11 protein-coding genes are annotated in these 18,140 nt (G+C 73.0%); 2 read left to right on the top strand and 9 right to left on the bottom strand.

Features of this window, described 5'->3' with window-relative positions; all coding sequences use genetic code 11:
• Nucleotides 1–15 precede the first annotated feature (15 nt).
• A complete protein-coding gene (locus AB0K25_RS17265; protein WP_363821068.1) occupies nucleotides 16–2,505 on the bottom strand; it encodes a Tex family protein in 2,490 nt (829 codons plus the stop codon).
• A 258-nt stretch (nucleotides 2,506–2,763) separates the two neighbouring features.
• Here AB0K25_RS17265 and dgt point away from each other — a divergent pair, with 258 nt between their 5' ends.
• The gene (dgt, locus tag AB0K25_RS17260) at nucleotides 2,764–4,275 is read left to right on the top strand and encodes a dGTP triphosphohydrolase (protein WP_363821065.1); all 1,512 of its coding nucleotides are present in this window, start codon (nucleotides 2,764–2,766) and stop codon (nucleotides 4,273–4,275) included.
• A gap of 22 nt (nucleotides 4,276–4,297) precedes the next feature.
• Here the strand turns inward: dgt and AB0K25_RS17255 are convergent, their stop codons facing one another.
• From AB0K25_RS17255 to AB0K25_RS17225, 7 genes are all read right to left on the bottom strand, one after another.
• Entirely contained in the window at nucleotides 4,298–5,443 is a 1,146-nt protein-coding gene (locus tag AB0K25_RS17255) for an MBL fold metallo-hydrolase (RefSeq protein ID WP_357535990.1), read from the bottom strand.
• 178 nt (nucleotides 5,444–5,621) lie between these two features.
• Entirely contained in the window at nucleotides 5,622–6,641 is a 1,020-nt protein-coding gene (locus AB0K25_RS17250) for a serine hydrolase (RefSeq protein WP_219469364.1), read from the bottom strand.
• A gap of 78 nt (nucleotides 6,642–6,719) precedes the next feature.
• Nucleotides 6,720–7,739 carry an SDR family NAD(P)-dependent oxidoreductase gene (locus tag AB0K25_RS17245; protein WP_363821062.1) on the bottom strand — a complete coding sequence of 340 codons (1,020 nt, stop codon included), beginning with the start codon at nucleotides 7,737–7,739 and terminating at the stop codon, nucleotides 6,720–6,722.
• On the bottom strand, nucleotides 7,736–8,920 hold the full coding sequence (locus AB0K25_RS17240) for a zinc-dependent alcohol dehydrogenase (RefSeq protein ID WP_219469371.1): 1,185 nt from the start codon (nucleotides 8,918–8,920) through the stop codon (nucleotides 7,736–7,738). The genes AB0K25_RS17245 and AB0K25_RS17240 overlap by 4 nt, the downstream gene beginning before the upstream one ends.
• 534 nt (nucleotides 8,921–9,454) lie before the next feature.
• Entirely contained in the window at nucleotides 9,455–10,216 is a 762-nt protein-coding gene (locus AB0K25_RS17235; RefSeq protein WP_208568989.1) for a succinate dehydrogenase/fumarate reductase iron-sulfur subunit, read from the bottom strand.
• Nucleotides 10,213–12,150, bottom strand: a complete 1,938-nt coding sequence (locus AB0K25_RS17230; RefSeq protein ID WP_219469374.1) for a fumarate reductase/succinate dehydrogenase flavoprotein subunit — start codon at nucleotides 12,148–12,150, stop codon at nucleotides 10,213–10,215. The genes AB0K25_RS17235 and AB0K25_RS17230 overlap by 4 nt, the downstream gene beginning before the upstream one ends.
• 1 nt (nucleotide 12,151) lies before the next feature.
• Nucleotides 12,152–12,883 (bottom strand): succinate dehydrogenase cytochrome b subunit, encoded by a 732-nt coding sequence (locus AB0K25_RS17225; protein WP_208569079.1) that lies wholly within the window; start codon nucleotides 12,881–12,883, stop codon nucleotides 12,152–12,154.
• Nucleotides 12,884–12,912: 29 nt separating this feature from the next.
• Here AB0K25_RS17225 and AB0K25_RS17220 point away from each other — a divergent pair, with 29 nt between their 5' ends.
• Nucleotides 12,913–13,851 (top strand): LysR family transcriptional regulator, encoded by a 939-nt coding sequence (locus AB0K25_RS17220; RefSeq protein WP_208568987.1) that lies wholly within the window; start codon nucleotides 12,913–12,915, stop codon nucleotides 13,849–13,851.
• Here the strand turns inward: AB0K25_RS17220 and hrpA are convergent, their stop codons facing one another.
• Nucleotides 13,852–17,907, bottom strand: coding sequence for an ATP-dependent RNA helicase HrpA (gene hrpA / locus AB0K25_RS17215; RefSeq protein ID WP_363821057.1), 4,056 nt, complete (start codon nucleotides 17,905–17,907; stop codon nucleotides 13,852–13,854).
• Nucleotides 17,908–18,140 lie beyond the last annotated feature (233 nt).

Below are 18,140 nucleotides of genomic sequence, written 5' to 3'. Positions count from 1 at the left end.
CACCCCCTCGACCGCTCAGGCCAGGCCCGCCCGGCGCAACGCTTCGGCCATCGCGTCGTTGGCGGGTGCCGGTGCGGAGCCGCCCCGGCCCTGCCGTTGCTGCGACCCGCCCCGGGACCCGCCCCGTTGCTCCCGCTGGCCGCCGGACCCGCCTGTCCCGCTGGACCTGCCCGCGCCGCCTGCCCCGCCGGACCTGCCCGCGCCGCCGGACCCGCCCGCGCCGCTACGCCGGCCGCCCGGCGCGTCACCGCGCCCGCCCTGGAGGGCACCGCGTTCGCGACGCTGCCCGTCGGCCGCCGGCCGGTCACCGCCGGTCGGCACCTCGTCGTCCAACCGCAGCGTCAACGAGATCCGCTTGCGCGGCACGTCCACGTCGAGCACCTTGACCCGCACCACGTCACCGGACTTCACCACGTCGCGCGGGTCCTTGACGAAGGTGTGCGACATCGCCGAGACGTGCACCAGGCCGTCCTGGTGCACGCCCACGTCGACGAACGCGCCGAACGCGGCCACGTTGGTGACCACACCCTCCAGCAGCATCCCGGGGGTCAGGTCGCCGATCTTTTCCACCCCCTCGACGAAGGTGGCGGTGCGGAACTCCGGTCGCGGGTCCCGGCCGGGCTTCTCCAGCTCGGCGAGGATGTCGGTGACGGTGGGCAGGCCGAAGGTGTCGTCGACGAAGTCGGTGGCCCGCAGCCCGCGCAGGATGGCCGACTTGCCGATCAGCGAGCGCAGGTCCTGCCCGGTGCTGGCCAGGATGCGGCGCACCACCGGGTACGCCTCCGGGTGCACGCTGGACGAGTCGAGCGGGTCGGTGCCGCCGGGGATGCGCAGGAAGCCGGCGCACTGCTCGAAGGCCTTCGGGCCGAGCCGGGCCACCTTCTTCAGCTCGGCACGGGTGCGGAACGGCCCGTTGGCGTCCCGGTGCAGCACGATGTTCTCCGCCAGACCCGCGCCGATGCCGGAGACCCGGGTCAGCAGGGGAGCGGAGGCGGTGTTGACGTCCACCCCGACGCCGTTGACGCAGTCCTCCACCACCGCGTCCAGCGAGCGGGACAGCTTCACCTCGGACAGGTCGTGCTGGTACTGGCCGACGCCGATCGAGCGCGGGTCGATCTTGACCAGTTCGGCCAGCGGGTCCTGGAGCCGCCGGGCGATGGAGACCGCGCCACGCAGCGACACGTCCAGGGTGGGCAGCTCCTGTGAGGCGTACGCGGAGGCCGAGTAGACCGACGCGCCGGCCTCGGAGACCATCACCCTGGTCAGGCCGAGCTGCGGATACCGCGTGATCAGGTCGGCGGCGAGCTTGTCGGTCTCCCGGCTGGCGGTGCCGTTGCCGATCGCGACCAGCTCCACCTGGTGCGCCCCGGCCAGCTTCGCCAGCGTCTCGATCGAGGCGTCCCACTGCCGACGCGGCTCGTGCGGATAGATCGTGTCGGTGGCGACCACCTTGCCGGTGGCGTCCACCACCGCCACCTTCACCCCGGTGCGCAGGCCCGGGTCGAGACCCATGGTGGCCCGGCTACCGGCGGGGGCGGCGAGCAGCAGGTCGCGCAGGTTGGTGGCGAAGACCCGGACGGCCTCCTCCTCGGCCGCCTGCCACAGCCGGGTGCGCAGGTCGGCCCCGAGGTGGATCAGGATCCGGGTACGCCACGCCCAGCGCACCGTGTCGGCCAGCCACCGGTCGGCGGGCCGCCCCGCGTCGGTGACACCGAACCGGCCGGCGATGGCCGCCTCGTAGCGGGTCGGGCCGGTCGGCGGGGCGTCCGGGTCCTCCTCGGCGTCGGGGGCCATGGTGAGGTCGAGCACGCCCTCCTTCTCGCCCCGGAACATCGCCAGGATGCGGTGCGAGGGCAGCTTCGGGTACGGCTCGGCGAAGTCGAAGTAGTCGGCGAACTTCGCGCCGGCGGCCTGCTGCCCGTCGCGTACCCGGGAGACCAGCCGGCCCCGCGACCACATCTGCTCACGCAGGGTGCCGATCAGGTCGGCGTCCTCGGCGAACCGCTCGATGAGGATGGCCCGCGCCCCGTCCAACGCAGCGGCGACGTCGGCCACCCCACGCCCGGCGTCGACGAACCCGGCGGCCGTCTCCTTCGGGTCCCGGGTGGGGTCGCCGAGCAGCGTGTCGGCCAGCGGCTCCAGCCCGGCCTCCCGGGCGATCTGCGCCCGGGTCCGCCGCTTCGGCTTGTAGGGCAGGTAGATGTCCTCCAGGCGGGACTTGGAGTCGGCCGCCATGATCTGCGCTTCCAGCGCCTCGTCCAGCTTGCCCTGGCTGCGGATCGACTCCAGCACCGCGGCCCGCCGCTCGTCCAGCTCCCGCAGGTAGCGCAGCCGCTCCTCCAGGGTGCGCAGCTGGGCGTCGTCGAGCAGGCCGGTGGCCTCCTTGCGGTAGCGGGCGATGAACGGCACGGTCGCGCCGCCGTCGAGCAGCTCCACGGCCGCCCGCACCTGGCGCTCGGCGACGCCGAGCTCGTCGGCGATCCGCTGATGGACTGACTGGGTCACGATGTTGATCCGCCTTCGTTTCGGGTTCCCTGCTGCATTCTGCCGCCCACCCCCGACGCCGTGCGCCACCCCCGCCGCCCACCCCGTCGCCGGGCCGGCCGCACTGCCGTCGCAGCCCCACCGTTCCCGGCCCCCGGGCCGGCCTGCCGCGCCCTGGTGGCCCGTCGCCCTGGTGGCCCGTCGCCCTGGTGGCCCGTCGGCCCGGGAACCCGTCGCGTGCCGCCGTGCCGGTCGGCCCGCTGCGCTAGCGTGGCGATCATGGAGCAACCTGCGGATCCGCGTGCCCGTCGCCTCTTCGGCGGCAGTGCCCGAGCCCTCGGTGACCTCGCCGCGAGCCCGTTCCGGGCCGACCGGGACCGGATCGTGGCCTCGCCCTTCTTCGCCCGCCTCGGTGGGGTGACCCAGGTGATCAGCCCGGTCGGCTCCGGACTGCTGGTGCACAACCGGCTCACCCACAGTCTCAAGGTGGCGCAGGTGGCCCGGGCGATCGCGGAGCGGTTGACCGCCGACCCGACCCAGCGGGACCTGCTGGAGAAACTGGGTGGCTGCGACCCGGACGTGGTGGAGGCCGCCGCCCTCGCCCACGACCTCGGTCACCCGCCGTTCGGGCACCTGGGGGAGCGGGTGCTGGACCGGTTGGCCCGGCAGCGGCTCGGGCTGGCCGACGGATTCGAGGGCAACGCCCAGTCGTACCGGATCGTCACCAGCACCGAGATCCGGGGGGCCGCCACCACCGGTCTCGACCTGACCGCCGCCGTGCGGGCGGCGATGCTGAAATACCCGTGGACCCGGCTGGACCACCCCGACCCGCACCCCCGGCACCTGCGTCCCGCCCCCCGAGGCGCCGCCGCCCCACCGGACGACCCGGACAGCGGCTCGGCGAAGTTCGGCGCGTACGGCACGGAACTGGCCGACCTGCGGCAGGCCCGCGCCCCGTTCACCGGGCGGATCGCGCAGTGGCAGCAGACCGTCGAGGCGTCGGTGATGGACACCGCCGACGACATCGCGTACGCCATCCACGACGTGGAGGACTTCTACCGGGTGGGGGTGCTCCAGCAGGGCACCGTCGCCGCCGAGCTGATGGCCTGGCAGCGGGAGGGCGGGCACCTGCGCGCGGTCACCGACCCGGCGTTGGCCGGTGCCGCCCGCCGGCCCGGCACGGCGATCGAGGCGCTGCGTCGGCAACTGCACCGCAAGGACGCCTGGATCGCCGACGACGACGCATTCGCCGCCGCCGTCGAGCACGTCCGCGAGGAACTGGTGGACGGGCTGCTGGCGTTGCCCTTCGACGGGTCGATCGAGGCGGAACAGTACGTGGCCCGGTTCTCCGCCCGGTGGACCACCCGGCTGGTCGACGCGATCACGGTGACCGCCACCCCGGACGTGCGCTCCGGCCACGTGCAACTGGCCCCGGCGCAGTGGCACGAGGTGCAGGTGCTCAAGTTCGTCCACCACCGCTTCGTGCTGGCCCGCCCCGACCTGGCCCTGCACCAGCGGGGCCAGGCCCGCCTGCTGGACACCCTGGTCGACGCGCTCTGGCAGTGGCTGCTCGACCCCGAGGAGGAGTCCCGGCTGCCCCGCCGGCTGCCCGACCTGGTCGAGCTGGCCGAGGCGGAGCTGCACCCGCGTACCCCCGACCGGATCGGCCGGGCCCGCGGCCGGGCCATCGTCGACTTCGTCGCCCAACTCACCGACGGTCAGGCCGTGGCGATGCTGGACGTCCTGTCGGGTCGCTCCGGGGCGCTGTGGACCGACGCCTTCGTGCTCTGAGCGGCGGGCGGTGGGCGCGCGGTCAGGCGATCGTCTGCCACCAGCCGTCGACCGGCGGCGGGTCGGCCACCACCACCCGCTCGCCGGGCCGGGGCACCGCCAGCCGCACGCCGTGCGCCTTGGCCTCGGCCCAGAGCCGGTCCACCGGCTCGGACCAGTCGTGCAGGGCCAGGTTGAAGGTGGCCCAGTGCACCGGGACGAGCAGGTCGCCGCGCAGGTCGAGGTGGGCGGCGACGGCCTCCTCGGGGAACATGTGGATGCCCGGCCAGGCCCGGTCGTACGCGCCGATCTGCATCAGCGTCACGTCGAACGGCCCGTGCTCCGCGCCGATCTCGGCGTACCCGTCGAAGTAGCCCGAGTCGCCGGTGTAGAAGACCTTCCGGTGCGCCCCGGCGACCACCCACGAACTCCACAGCGTGCCGTCACGCCGCAGCCCCCGGCCGGAGAAGTGCTGGGCGGCGGTCGCGGTGATCTCCAGGCCGCCGACCCGGTGCCCCTGCGACCAGTCCAGCTCGACGATCCGGTCCTCCGGCACCCCCCACCGGTCGAGGTGCGCGCCGACGCCCAGCGGCACCAGGAACGGCGCCGACTGCCGGCGCACCAGCTCCCGGACGGTTGCCATGTCGAGGTGGTCGTAGTGGTCGTGGGAGATCAGGATCGCGTCGACGGTGGGCACCTCGTCGAGGCGTACCGGGGGCTCGTGCAGCCGCTTCGGCCCCACCGCGGCCGACGGCGAGCAGCGGTCGCTCCACACCGGGTCGATCAGCACCCGGTGCCCCTCGATCTCGACCAGGGTCGAGGCGTGGCCGTACCAGACGATGCCCAGCTCACGGTCGACGTCGGTGGTCGGGGCCGGGGCGGGCCGCACCAGCGGGACCGGGGCGGTGGGGCGGCGACGCTGCTGGCCGAAGAGCAGCTCCCGGAGCAGGTTGCGACCGGGGTCACCGCCGGGCATGGTGCGGGTGGCCACCCGGTTGTGGAAGGTCCCGTCGCGGAACTGCGCCGACCGGGCGGCCCGTTGCGCGCGTGCGCCGGTCAGCCGGCCGCCCAGCGCCGCCGGCACGTCCCGCGCCGTCCAGGCCAGGCCGGCGACCGCCGCCAGCCCCGCCACCTGCCACAGCCGACCGCCGAGCCTCCGCTCGACCGCGCGTTGCGCTGGTTGCCCCATGTGTCGTCCCCCTCGCCGGTGTCCCGCACTACACGGTAGTCACCACCGGCGGCTCCCGCCCACGCCGACCCTCGGACCGCCCCCGCTTCCCCGGGCCGGTCGGTGGGGGACGGGGCCGGGGGCGGCCCGGACGCCGGGCCGTGGGAGGTCCGGGTGGCGGGACGGACGGCAGGGCCGGTCAGCCGCCGTTGCTGGGTCGTTGCCGGGCCACCCGGTGCCGGGGCGCGTCCGCGGTGCCCCTGAGCTGCGCGGTGGCGTCCAGGAGGAACCGGCCGAGCCGGGCCCGGGCCTGCACCACCGGGTGGGTGGCGCCGAAGTTGTCCCGGTCGGCCTGGCCGTCGGCGAAGAGGACGTAGGTCAGCACGGCCGCCCCGGTGGTGTCGAAGACCACACCGGCCTCGTGCCGGGCGTCGACGAACCAGCCCGCCTTGGTGGCCACCCGGGCCCGCTCCGCCGAGGACATGGTGCGCCGGATGCCGTCGGTGAAGGCGACCGGGGCGCGCAGCAGCTTGAGTACGAGGGCGGTCGACGACGGCGACAGCAGGGTGCCGGCGACCAGGGCGCGCAGCAGCGCGTGCGTCTCCCGGGCGGTGCTGGTGCCCAGATAGAACCGGTGCGGGTCGGACAGCGGCTGCACCTGGGTGTTGGGGAAACCCTTGGCGGCCAGGGTGCGGTTGATCTCGGCGGCCGGGCAGACCAGACCGCACAGCCGCGACGCGGTGTCGTCGGAGACGGTGAGCAGGTTGGCCAGCACGTGCCCGACCGTCACCGAACTGGGGTAGGCGGTGTCCAGGACGAAGATGCCGTCACCGCCGGGCACCACGGTCGAGGCGGCCACCTCGACCCGCTGGTCGAGGGTGAGCAGCCCTCGGTCGATCTTGTCGAGCACTGCGACGGCCACCGCGATCTTGTTGACGCTGTACGCCTCGACCCGCCGGTCGGCGGACTCGGAGACCGCGACCAGCGGGGTGACCCCGTTCTCCAGGCTGAGGTGGACCTGCCAGTTGCCGCCGGTCAGCGACTTCTCCCGCTGGAAGGCCGCAGCGATCCTCGGGGCGACGAGCTCGGGGCTCGCCGCGGGGGCAGCGGACTTGCCGGGGCGGCCGGCGGCCGATGCCGGTGTGCCGACGAGTACCGCTCCGGCCGTGGCGGCCGTGCCGAGACCCAGCGCCGTCCTGCGGTTCACCCTGCTGGTCACGTCTCTCCCGTCGAGCGGTGCCCGGAGCTGTCTCCGGGGCACCACTCTAGGTGGGCGGACCGGCCCGTGGGGGGCTGCTCACCGCCGCCGACGCCGGGCCGCCCCACCCGCCGCGAGTGCCGTCCCGACCGCCAGCGCCGTCCCGGCCGCGACCGCCGCCCCGGCCGCGACCGCCGTCACCGCCCGGCCGGTCGGGGCACCGGCCCGGCGCAGCAGGTCGGACAGCTCCGGCAGCCACCCGCCGCGGACGGCCGCGCCCGCCGGGTCCGGGGAGAAGACGACGCCGTCGTGCGGGGCGACCGGCTGCCCGGTCAGCCCGCCGCGCCGCATCAACGGCCCGACGAGCGCGTCGTAGACGCCCGGCAGGAGGGTGAAGCCACCCCGCATGAGCAGGTTGACCCGGCCCACCGACACCTCCCGGCGGGGCCGGTCGGCCAAGCGCGCGACGGCCCGGGCCACCCGCTGCGGGGTGGTGATCGGCAGCGGTGGCCGGCCGGCCCGCCCCAGGTAGTTCGCCGCCCGTTGGTAGACCGGGGTGTCCACGCTGCCCGGGGTGACCAGGCAGACGTGCACCCCGGGCAGGTCCCGGGCCTCCTGCTGCACCGAACGGACCAGCCCCTGAAGGCCCCACTTGCTGGTCACGTAGCCGCTCATGTAGGGGGCGGTGACGTGCCCGAGGACCGAACCGGTGAGGATCAGGGTGCCCCCGCCGGCCGCCCGGAAGCGGCGCAGCGCCACCCGGACGACGCCGGCCGCGCCGAGCAGGTCGGTGCGGACCACCTGGTCGAAGACCTCCGCCGGGATCTCCTCGAACCGGCCGTACGCCATCACCGCCGCGGTGTGCACCCACACGTCGATCCGACCGAACTCGCGTACCGCCGTGTCGGCCAGGGCGTCGAGCGCGTCGGGGTCGGTCACGTCGGTGGGCACCGTGCGTACCCGGTCCGCGCCGGCCGCACGGCACTCCCGGCGTACCTCGGCCAGGCTGGTGGGGGAGCGGGCGGCGAGGACCAGCCGGTCCCCGCGCCCGGCGAACTCCCGGGCCGCCGCGCGGCCGATGCCGCTGGTGGCCCCGGTGACCACCACCACCCGACTCACGGAGCCAACACGACCTTGACGCAGCCGTCCTCCTTCTTCTGGAACATCTCGTACGCCTTCGGCGCGTCCACCAGCGGCACCCGGTGGGTCCGCAGGTCCTCCACGCCCAGCGGGTCGTCGTCGCCGGACAGCAGCGGCAGGATCTCGTCGGTCCACCGGCGTACGTGGCACTGACCCATCCGCAGTTGGATGCCCCGGTCGAACATCTCCATCAGCGGCATCGGGTCCACCTCGCCGCCGTACACCCCGGAGATCGAGACGGTGCCGCCGCGCCGCACCGCCTTGAGGGCGGCCTTGAGCACGGTCAACCGGTCCACACCGACCTTGTCGATCATCTTCTCGGCCAGCTTGTCCGGCAGCAGCCCGGCGGCGTGCTGGGCCAGCTTGCCGCTGGTGGAGCCGTGCGACTCCATCCCGACCGCGTCGATCACCGCGTCCGGGCCGCGCCCGTCGACCAGGTCGACCAGCGCGCCGGGCACGTCGTCGAGCTGGCTGACGTCGAGCGTCTCGATGCCGTGCCGGCGGGCCATCTCCAGCCGCTCGGGCACCAGGTCCAGCCCGATCACCCGGCCCGCGCCGAGGTGCCGGCCGATCCGGGCGCAGAACTGCCCGACCGGGCCGAGGCCGAACACGGCCAGGGTGCCACCGGGCGGGGTGTCGGCGTACCTCACCGCCTGCCAGGCGGTGGGCAGGATGTCGCTGAGGTACAGGTAGCGCTCGTCGGCCCCGGTCTGCGGGATGACGATCGGGCCGAACTGCGCCTGCGGGACCCGCAGGTACTCGGCCTGCCCACCGGGGACCGAACCGTAGAGGGAGGTGTAGCCGAACAGCGACGCGCCCTTGCCCTCGGCGGTCACCTGGGTCGTCTCGCACTGGGCGAAAAGCTGCCGCTCGCACATCCAGCAGTGCCCGCAGGCGATGTTGAACGGGACGACCACCCGGTCGCCGGGCTTGAGTCGGGTCACCCCGGAGCCGACCTCCTCGACGACGCCCATCGGCTCGTGCCCGAGGATGTCACCGGGCTTCAGGTACGGCCCGAGCACCTCGTACAGGTGCAGGTCGGAGCCGCAGATCGCGGTCGAGGTGATCCGGACGATCGCGTCCGTCGGCTCCTCGATCCGGGGGTCCGGGACCTCGTCCACCCGGACGTCGCGCTTGCCGTGCCAGGTCAGTGCCTTCATCGCTGAGTCCCCTCGCCGTGCCGTCGAGGGGTCTGCTACCCGAGCGGGGACGCTTGAACCGGCCACCGGCCAGCCAAGGTCGGCGGCCCACCGAGCCGTGATCGTCCCCTGCCCCGGCCCCTGCCCTGATCGTCCCCTGCCCCGGCCCCTGCCGTGATCGTCCCCTGCCCCGGCCCCTGCCGTGATCGTCCCCTGCCCCGGCCCCTGCCGTGATCGTCCTGGACCACCGCCGTGATCGTGCTCGGTCCTTGCCCGTGGTCGTCCCCGGTCTCCGTCGTGATCGCGCTCGATCCTGGATGTAGTGGCCTCATGGCGTGCGGAGGCCACTACATCCAGGATCGAGCCCGCAGCCCGCAGCCCGCAGCCCGCAGCCCGCAGCGCGGGGCGTGGGGCCCGGAGCGCGGGGCACGCTGGGTGTGGGGCGTGGGGCGTGGGGCGGAGGCGTGGGGGCGGGACGGAGCGACCGCCGCACCCCTCGGTCGGGGGTGCGGCGGTCGGAGGGTCCGGAGGCGGCCGGTCGGACCGTCGGTGGGGTCAGGAACCGGGGGTGTCGCCGCGCTTGGCGGTGGCGGTGAGGTAGTCCCGGTTGAGCCGGCCGATGGTGTTCAGCGGGATGCCCTTGGGGCAGACCGCGGTGCACTCGCCGGCGTTGGTGCAGCCGCCGAAGCCGGCCTCGTCGTGCGCGTCGACCATGCCGATCACCCGGGTGTAGCGCTCCGGTTGGCCCTGCGGCAGCAGCGACAGCTGGGTGACCTTGGCGGCGGTGAAGAGCATGCCGGAGCCGTTGGGGCAGGCCGCCACACAGGCCCCGCAGCCGATGCAGGCGGCGGATTCGAAAGCCGCGTCGGCGTTGGCCTTGGCCACCGGGGCGGCGTGCGCCTCGGGGGCGCTGCCGGTCGGCGCGGTGATGTAGCCACCGGCCGCGATGATCTTGTCGAAGGCGTTCCGGTTGACCACCAGGTCCTTGATCACCGGGAACGCGCGGGCCCGCCACGGCTCGATGTCGATCGTCTCGCCGTCTTTGAACTGCCGCATGTGCAGTTGGCAGGCGGTGGTGCCGCGCTGCGGGCCGTGCGCGTCCCCGTTGATCATCAGGCCGCACATGCCGCAGATGCCCTCGCGGCAGTCGTGGTCGAACGCGACCGGCTCCTCCCCGGAGAGGATCAGCCGCTCGTTGAGCACGTCGAGCATCTCCAGGAACGACATGTCGGGGGAGACGTCGTCGACCGGGTAGGTCACCATCCGCCCCTTGTCCTGGGGGCCGGACTGACGCCAGATGCGCAGGGTCAGGTTCACTTGTAGCTCCGCTGCGTGGGGTGGACGTACTCGAACTTCAGGTCTTCCTTGTGCAGCACGGCCGGCTCACCGGTGCCGGTGAACTCCCAGGCCGCCACGTAGGCGAACCGGTCGTCGTCGCGCTGCGCCTCACCGTCGGGGGTCTGGTGCTCGGCCCGGAAGTGGCCGCCGCAGGACTCCTCGCGGTGCAGGGCGTCGATGCACATCAGCTCGGCCAGCTCGAAGAAGTCGGCCACCCGACCGGCCTTCTCCAGCGACTGGTTGAGCCCTTCGCCGTCGCCCGGCACCCGGACCCGCTGCCAGAACTGCTCCCGCAGTGCCCGGATCTCGTCGATGGCCTTGCGCAGCCCGGCCTCGGAGCGCTCCATGCCGCAGTGCTCCCACATGATCTGACCCAGCTCCCGGTGGAACGAGTCCACCGTCCGGTCGCCGTTCACGGCCAGCAGCCGGGCGATCCGGTCTTCCACCTCGCGCCGGGCCTGCACCGCCGCCGGGTGGCTGGCGTCGACCTTCTCCCGGGGCCCGGACGCCAGGTAGTGGGCGATCGTGGTGGGCAGCACGAAGTACCCGTCGGCCAGGCCCTGCATCAGTGCCGACGCGCCGAGCCGGTTCGCGCCGTGGTCGGAGAAGTTGGCTTCACCGATGACGAACAGGCCGGGGATGGTCGACTGGAGGTCGTAGTCGACCCACAGCCCGCCCATCGTGTAGTGCACGGCCGGGTAGATCCGCATCGGCACCTGGTACGGGTCCTCGCCGGTGATCCGCTCGTACATCTCGAACAGGTTGCCGTACTTGGCCTCGATGGCCTTGCGGCCGAGCCGGTCGATCGCGTCGGAGAAGTCGAGGTAGACCCCGAGCTTGGTCGGCCCGACGCCCCGGCCCTCGTCGCAGACGTTCTTGGCGGCCCGGGAAGCGATGTCCCGGGGGACCAGGTTGCCGAACGACGGGTAGATCCGCTCCAGGTAGTAGTCCCGCTCGTTCTCGGGAATGTCCCGGGGGGCGCGGTCGTCGTCCTTGTTCTGCGGCACCCAGACCCGGCCGTCGTTGCGCAGCGACTCGCTCATCAGGGTCAGCTTGGACTGGTGGTCGCCGGAGACCGGGATGCAGGTCGGGTGGATCTGGGTGTAGCAGGGGTTGGCGAAGTACGCGCCTTTGCGGTGTGCCCGCCAGGAGGCGGTGACGTTGCAGCCCTTGGCGTTGGTGGAGAGGTAGAAGACGTTGCCGTAGCCGCCGGAGGCGAGCACCACCGCGTCGGCCATCTCGGTGCTGATCTCACCGGTGACCATGTCCCGCACCACGATGCCCCGGGCCCGGCCGTCCACGACGACCAGTTCCAGCATCTCGTGGCGGGTGTGCATCTCCACGTTGCCCAGGCCGATCTGCCGCTCCAGCGCCTGGTACGCGCCGAGCAGCAGCTGCTGGCCCGTCTGGCCCCGGGCGTAGAAGGTGCGCTGCACCTGCGCGCCGCCGAAGGAGCGGGTGTCCAGCAGCCCGCCGTACTCGCGGGCGAACGGGACGCCCTGGGCGACGCACTGGTCGATGATGTTGACCGACACCTCGGCGAGCCGGTGCACGTTCGACTCGCGGGAGCGGAAGTCGCCGCCCTTGACCGTGTCGTAGAAGAGCCGGTGCACCGAGTCGCCGTCGTTGCGGTAGTTCTTGGCCGCGTTGATGCCACCCTGGGCGGCGATCGAGTGTGCCCGGCGCGGGCTGTCCTGGTAGCAGTAGCTGCGGACCCGGTAGCCCTGCTCGGCGAGGGTGGCGGCGGCGGAGCCACCGGCCAGGCCGGTGCCGACCACGATCACCGTCATCTTGCGCCGGTTCGCCGGGTTGACCAGCTTGGCCTCGAAGCGGCGGGTCTCCCAGCGCTTCTCGACCGGGCCGTCGGGAGCCAACGTGTCGGCGATCGGCTCGCCCTCGGTGAAGAGTTCCATGTCAGGACACCAATCCGGTGAGTACGGCGAACGGGACCACCAGGTAGCCGGCGCAGAGCACGACGGCGAAGACCAGCGCGGCGGTACGGGCCCGGCGCTCGCCCCGGGGGGTCTGCTGGCCGAGGCTGCGCAACGCGGAGAACACCCCGTGCCGCAGGTGGAAGCCGACGGTGACGATCGCCAGCGTGTAGAACAGCGTCACGTACCAGCGGTCCGGGGCGAAGTCGGCGACCACGTTGCCGTACGGGTTGCTGGCGTCGCCGACCGGGTTGAGGGTGCCGGTGGTCAGGTCCAGGATGTGGTAGATCACGAAGAGCAGGATGATCACGCCGCCCCAGCGCATGGTGCGCGCGGCGTAGCTGCCCTGGACCTTCTTGCGGTGGGCGTAGCGCACCGGTCGGGCGGCGCGGGCCCGGACGGCCAGCACGGTCGCCGCCCAGATGTGCCCGAGTACTGCCACCACCAGCGCGGTGCGCAGGATCCACAGGAACCAGACCCCGGGCAGCAGCGGCTTGCCGATGTCGCGCAGCCAGTGGGCGTAGTGGTCGAACGAGGTCTCGCCGGTGAACACCTTGAGGTTGCCGAGCATGTGGGCGACGAGGAACAGCACGAGCATGATGCCCGTCACCGCCATGACGGCCTTGAGACCGACGTTCGAGCGGATGGGCGACCGAGTTTTCGTGATTACCACCTGACCGACGCTAGGAGCCCTGCAATCAGTCGTCCAATGCATCGACCTCGCAGTCTCGATAGCCATAAGCTATGAAGATGCAGCTCCATCAGCTGAGGTACTTCGTCGCGGTGGCTGAAGTACGACATTTCACCCAAGCCGCCGACCTCGTCGGCATAACCCAGCCGTCGTTGAGTAAGCAAGTTCACGCTCTGGAGACCGCCCTCGGCGCCCCCCTGTTCGAGCGGGTACGCGGCAACATCGCCCTCACCGCCGCCGGTGAGGTGCTGCTGCCGTTGGCCAAGCGCATCCTCGCCGACGTCGACACCGCCACCCGGGAGGTGCAGGAACTGGTCGGCCTGCGCCGGGGCCGGGTCCGGCTCGGGGCCACCCCCAGCCTGGCCACCTCGCTCGCCCCACCGGTGCTGCGCCGGTTCCGCGACGCCCACCCCGCCGTCGACCTGCGGGTCGAGGAGGGCGGCTCGCAGGACCTGGTCCGCGACCTGCTGCGCGGCGACCTCGACCTCGCCCTGATCATCATGCCCGCGCAGGGGGCCGACCCCGGGCTGCGGGTCGACCCGATCCTGCGGGAGAGCCTGGTGATCGCCTCGGTGGAGCCGCTGCCCGCCGCCCTGGTCAGCGGCGAGTTGCGGATCACCGACCTGCGCGACCAACCGCTGGTGATGTTCCGCGAGGGCTACGACCTGCGCGACGCCACCATCCAGGCGTGCCGGGAGGCCGGCTTCGAGCCCACCTTCTCGGTCGACGGCGGCGAGATGGACGCCGTGCTCAGCTTCGTCGAGGCCGGCCTGGGCATCGCCCTGGTGCCGGGCATCGTGGTCAGCCGCCGCCCCGGCATCCGGGTCACCCGGCTCGCCCCGCCCGGGGTGCGCCGGACCATCGCGGTGGCCCGCCGCCGCGACGTGGTGCCCACCCACGCCGGGCGGGAGCTGCGCCGCATCCTGCTCGACTACGTGCACGCGGCCACCAGCACCAGCGACCTGCCGCCGGGCGTGGAACCGCTGCCCTGATCAGCGCCCCTCGGCGTCGTCCATCGCGCGGTAGATGCGCTGCTCGGAGACCGGATAGGGGGTGCCGAGGGCCTGCGCGAAGACGTTCACCCGCAACTCCTCGATCATCCAGCGGATCTGCCGCACCGGGGCCGAGGCGCGGCGGGTCGGGGGCAGCCCGGCCACCAGGTCCCGGTACTCCTTCTGCACCGTGGCGATCCGGTCCTGCTGGGACTTGTCCCGCTGCGGGTTGGCAGTCAGCCGGTCCAGTCGGCGCTCCATCGCGGTCAGGTAGCGCAGCAGGTCGGGCAGGCGCGCGTAGCCGGTCTCGGTGATGAAGTCCTTGTGCACCAGGCCGGTGAGCTGCTGGCGCAGGTCGGCCAGGGCGGCCACCACGGCCAGGTTGCGGGTCGCGCCGAGGCGCTGCTCCACCGCGTACGCGGCGGCGAGCACCTGGCGGACCCGGCCCATCACCTCCACCACCGTGTCGACCAGGTCGGCGCGGACCCGGTCACGCAGCGCGGCGAAGCCGTCGGCGTCCCAGGCCGGCCCGCCCGCGTCGGCGATCAGCTTGTCGATGGCGGCCCCGGCGGCGTCGGCGATGAGCTGCTGCACCCCACCGTGCGGGTTGCGGCTCAGCGCCAGCTTCGCCTCGTTGCTCAGCCGCCCCTGGAGGAACTGCGCCGGTGACGGCACGGTCAGCCGCAACAACCGCCGGGTGCCCGCCCAGTGCGCGGCGGCCTGCTCCGCCTCGGAGTCGAAGACCTTCACCCCGACCGTCGTACCCTCGTCGACCAGCGCCGGGTAGGCGGTCACCGCGTAGCCGGCCCGGACCTGCTCGATGGTGCGGGGCAGGGTGCCGATGGTCCACCCGGTCAGCCCGGTCCGGGCCACCTCCGGTGCGGCGGCGGCCACCACCTGGCGTACCTCCTGGCGGAGCTGGCGTTGCAGGGCCGGCAGGTCCTTGCCCTCGGCGACCGGCTTGTCGGCGTCACCGATCACCCGGAACGTCACCCGCAGGTGCGGCGGCAGCTTCGCCGGCTCCCACGCCTCCCGGGGCACGGTCACCCCGGTCATCCGGCGCAGCTGCCGGCTGAGCGCGTCCAGCAGCGGCTCCGCACCGGGGGTGATCGCGGCGAGCGCCGCGCGGGCGTGGTCCGGCACCGGGACGAAGTTGCGTCGGATCGGCTTGGGCAGCGACCGGATCAACGCGATCACCAGCTCCTCGCGCAGCCCCGGCACCTGCCAGTCGAAACTCTCCGCCGGCACCTGGTTGAGCAGCGGCAGCGGGATGTCGACGGTGACGCCGTCGGTGGCGGCCGTCGGGTCGAAGGTGTACGTCAGCGGCAGGGTCACCCCGTCGGCCTGCCACTCGTCCGGGAAGTCGGCCTCGTCGACCCCGCCACGCCCGGCGTTGACCAGCACCTCCCGGGTGAGGGTGAGCAGGTCGGGCTGCTCGTGCCGGGCCTTCTTCCACCAGGCGTCGAAGTGTCGCCCGGAGACCACGTCGGCGGGGATGCGCTGGTCGTAGAAGGCGAAGATGCTCTCGTCGTCGACCAGGATGTCCCGGCGGCGGGCCCGGTTCTCCAGCTCCTCGATCTCGGTGCGGAGCTTCTCGTTGTCCCGCCAGAACGGGTGGTGGGTCTGCCAGTCCCCCTCGACCAGGGCGTGCCTGATGAACAGCTCCCGGCTCAGCGCCGGATCGATCCGCCCGAAGTTGACCTTGCGGGAGGTGACCAGCGGGACGCCGTACAGGGTGACCTTCTCGTAGGCCATCACGGCGGCCTGCTTCTTCTCCCAGTGCGGCTCGCTGTAGCTGCGCTTGACCAGGTGCTGGGCCAGCGGCTCCACCCACTCCGGCTCGACCCGCCCGGCGACCCGGCCCCACAGCCGGGAGGTCTCCACCAGCTCGGCGGCCATCACCCAGCGCGGCGGCTTCTTGAACAGCGCCGAGCCGGGGAAGACCGCGAACTTCGCCCCCCGGGCGCCCAGGTACTCGTGCTTCTGGGCGTCCTTGAGCCCGATGTGCGACAGCAGGCCGGGCAACAGCGACTGGTGCACCTTCGGGGTGTCGATCTCCTCCGGCAGGTCGGCGGCCGGACCGCGCCGGCCCCCGTCGGGCGGGGCCTGCGTCGCGCCCCGCCGCCCCCGCCGCCCGTCACCCTGTTCCGGGGTACGCAGCACCTGGCGCAACTGGGCGACGATGTCCTGCCACTCGCGTACCCGCAGGTAGTTGAGGTACTCCGCCCGGCACATCCGGCGGAACGCGCTGGACGACAGCTCCCGCTGCTGCTCCCGCAGGTAACGCCACAGGTTGAGGAACGACACGAAGTCCGATTCCTTGTCGGCGAACCGGGCGTGCGCCTGGTCGGCCTGGGCCTGCTTCTCCGCCGGCCGCTCCCGCGGGTCCTGGATCGACAGCGCGGCGGCGATCACCAGCACCTCGGTGGCGCAGCCGTTACGCTCGCCCTCGATCACCATCCGGGCCAGCCGGGGGTCGACCGGGAGCTGGGCCAGCCGACGGCCCAACGGGGTGAGCCGCCTGGCCGGGTCGGCCTCGGTCGGGTCCAACGCGCCCAGCTCGTGCAGCAGGTTGACCCCGTCGGTGACGTTGCGCCGGTCCGGTGGGTCGATGAACGGGAACGCGGCGAGGTCACCGAGACCGATCGCGGTCATCTGGAGGATCACCGAGGCCAGGTTGGTGCGCAGGATCTCCGGGTCGGTGAACTCCGGCCGGGAGGCGAAGTCCTGCTCGTCGTAGAGCCGGATGCAGATACCGTCGGAGGTCCGGCCGCAGCGGCCCTTGCGCTGGTTGGCCGACGCCTGGGAAACCGGCTCGATGGGCAGCCGCTGCACCTTCAACCGGCTGGAGTAGCGGGAGATCCGGGCCGAACCCGGGTCCACCACGTACTTGATGCCGGGCACGGTCAGCGAGGTCTCCGCGACGTTCGTGGCGAGCACCACCCGGCGACCGGGGTGGGCGGCGAAGACCCGATGCTGCTCGGCCGCCGACAGCCGGGCGTACAGCGGCAGGATCTCGGTGCCCAGCAGCGAGCGTTTCGACTGGGTCAGCTTGCCCAACGCCTCGGCGGTGTCCCGGATCTCCCGCTCCCCACTGAGGAAGACCAGGATGTCGCCCGGCCCCTCGGCGGCCAGCTCCTGCACCGCGTCGCCGATCGCCTGGATCTGGTCGCGGACGTTCTCCTCGTCGTCGGCCCCGTCCTCGTCGCCCTCGGCGACCTCGACCAACGGCCGGTAGCGCACCTCCACCGGGTACGTCCGCCCGGACACCTCGACGATCGGCGCGGGCCGGCCGTCGGCGTCGGCGAAGTGCTCGGCGAACCGGGCGGTCTCGATCGTCGCCGAGGTGATGACCACCTTGAGGTCGGGCCGCTGGGGGAGCAGTTGCCGCAGGTAGCCGAGGATGAAGTCGATGTTGAGGCTGCGCTCGTGCGCCTCGTCGATGATCAGGGTGTCGTACTGGCGCAGCATCCGGTCGGTCTGCAACTCGGCCAGCAGGATGCCGTCGGTCATCAGCTTGACCAGGCTGCGGTCGCTCACCTGGTCGGTGAAACGGACCTTGTAGCCGACCACGTCCCCCAGCTCGGTGCCGAGTTCCTCGGCGATCCGGTCGGCGACCGTCCGGGCGGCCAACCGGCGGGGCTGGGTGTGCCCGATCAGCCCGGTGATCCCACGCCCCAACTCCAGGCAGATCTTGGGCAGCTGGGTGGTCTTGCCGGAGCCGGTCTCACCGGCCACGATCACCACCTGGTGGTCACGGATCGCGGCGGCGATGTCGTCGCGGCGCTCGCTGACCGGCAACTGCGCCGGATAGGTGATGCTCGGCACGGCGGCCCGCCGGGTGGCCAGCCGGGCCTCCGCCCGGGACACCTCCCCGGCGATCTCGACCAGCGCCTCGTCGCGCCGCTGCGGGTCACGCAGCTTGCGTACCCCGTCCAGCCGACGCTGGAGGCGGCGCTGGTCGCGGAACATCAGCGGGGTGAGACGGCGGTGCAGCTCACGGGCGGACACGGCATCGGCGGGCGCGGCGGGGCCGGAGGCGGTTGGATTCTGCATGTCGTCGCCAAGGATAGGCAGCCCGCCGCCGGACCGCCCCCGGGTTACGCCTCCCGGGCTACGGCGCCGCCTCCGCCGTGTGGATGTGGTCCGGGTGGCGGTCTGTTGCGGGGCGGCCCCCGGGTAGCGGCTTTCGGGCGCGGCGCCGCGCCCACCGTCGGGTGCCTCCGGTCCGGGCAGGTCACGGTGTCGACGCGCCGACGGGTCACGGCGTTGCGGGCCGAGGGGGTCGA

The sequence above is a fragment of the Micromonospora sp. NPDC049257 genome (assembly GCF_040678915.1).
GTDB classification, from domain to species: domain Bacteria; phylum Actinomycetota; class Actinomycetes; order Mycobacteriales; family Micromonosporaceae; genus Micromonospora; species Micromonospora antibiotica.
Note: the sequence above shows the minus strand (reverse complement) of the source record. Positions and strands in the feature narration are given on the sequence as shown.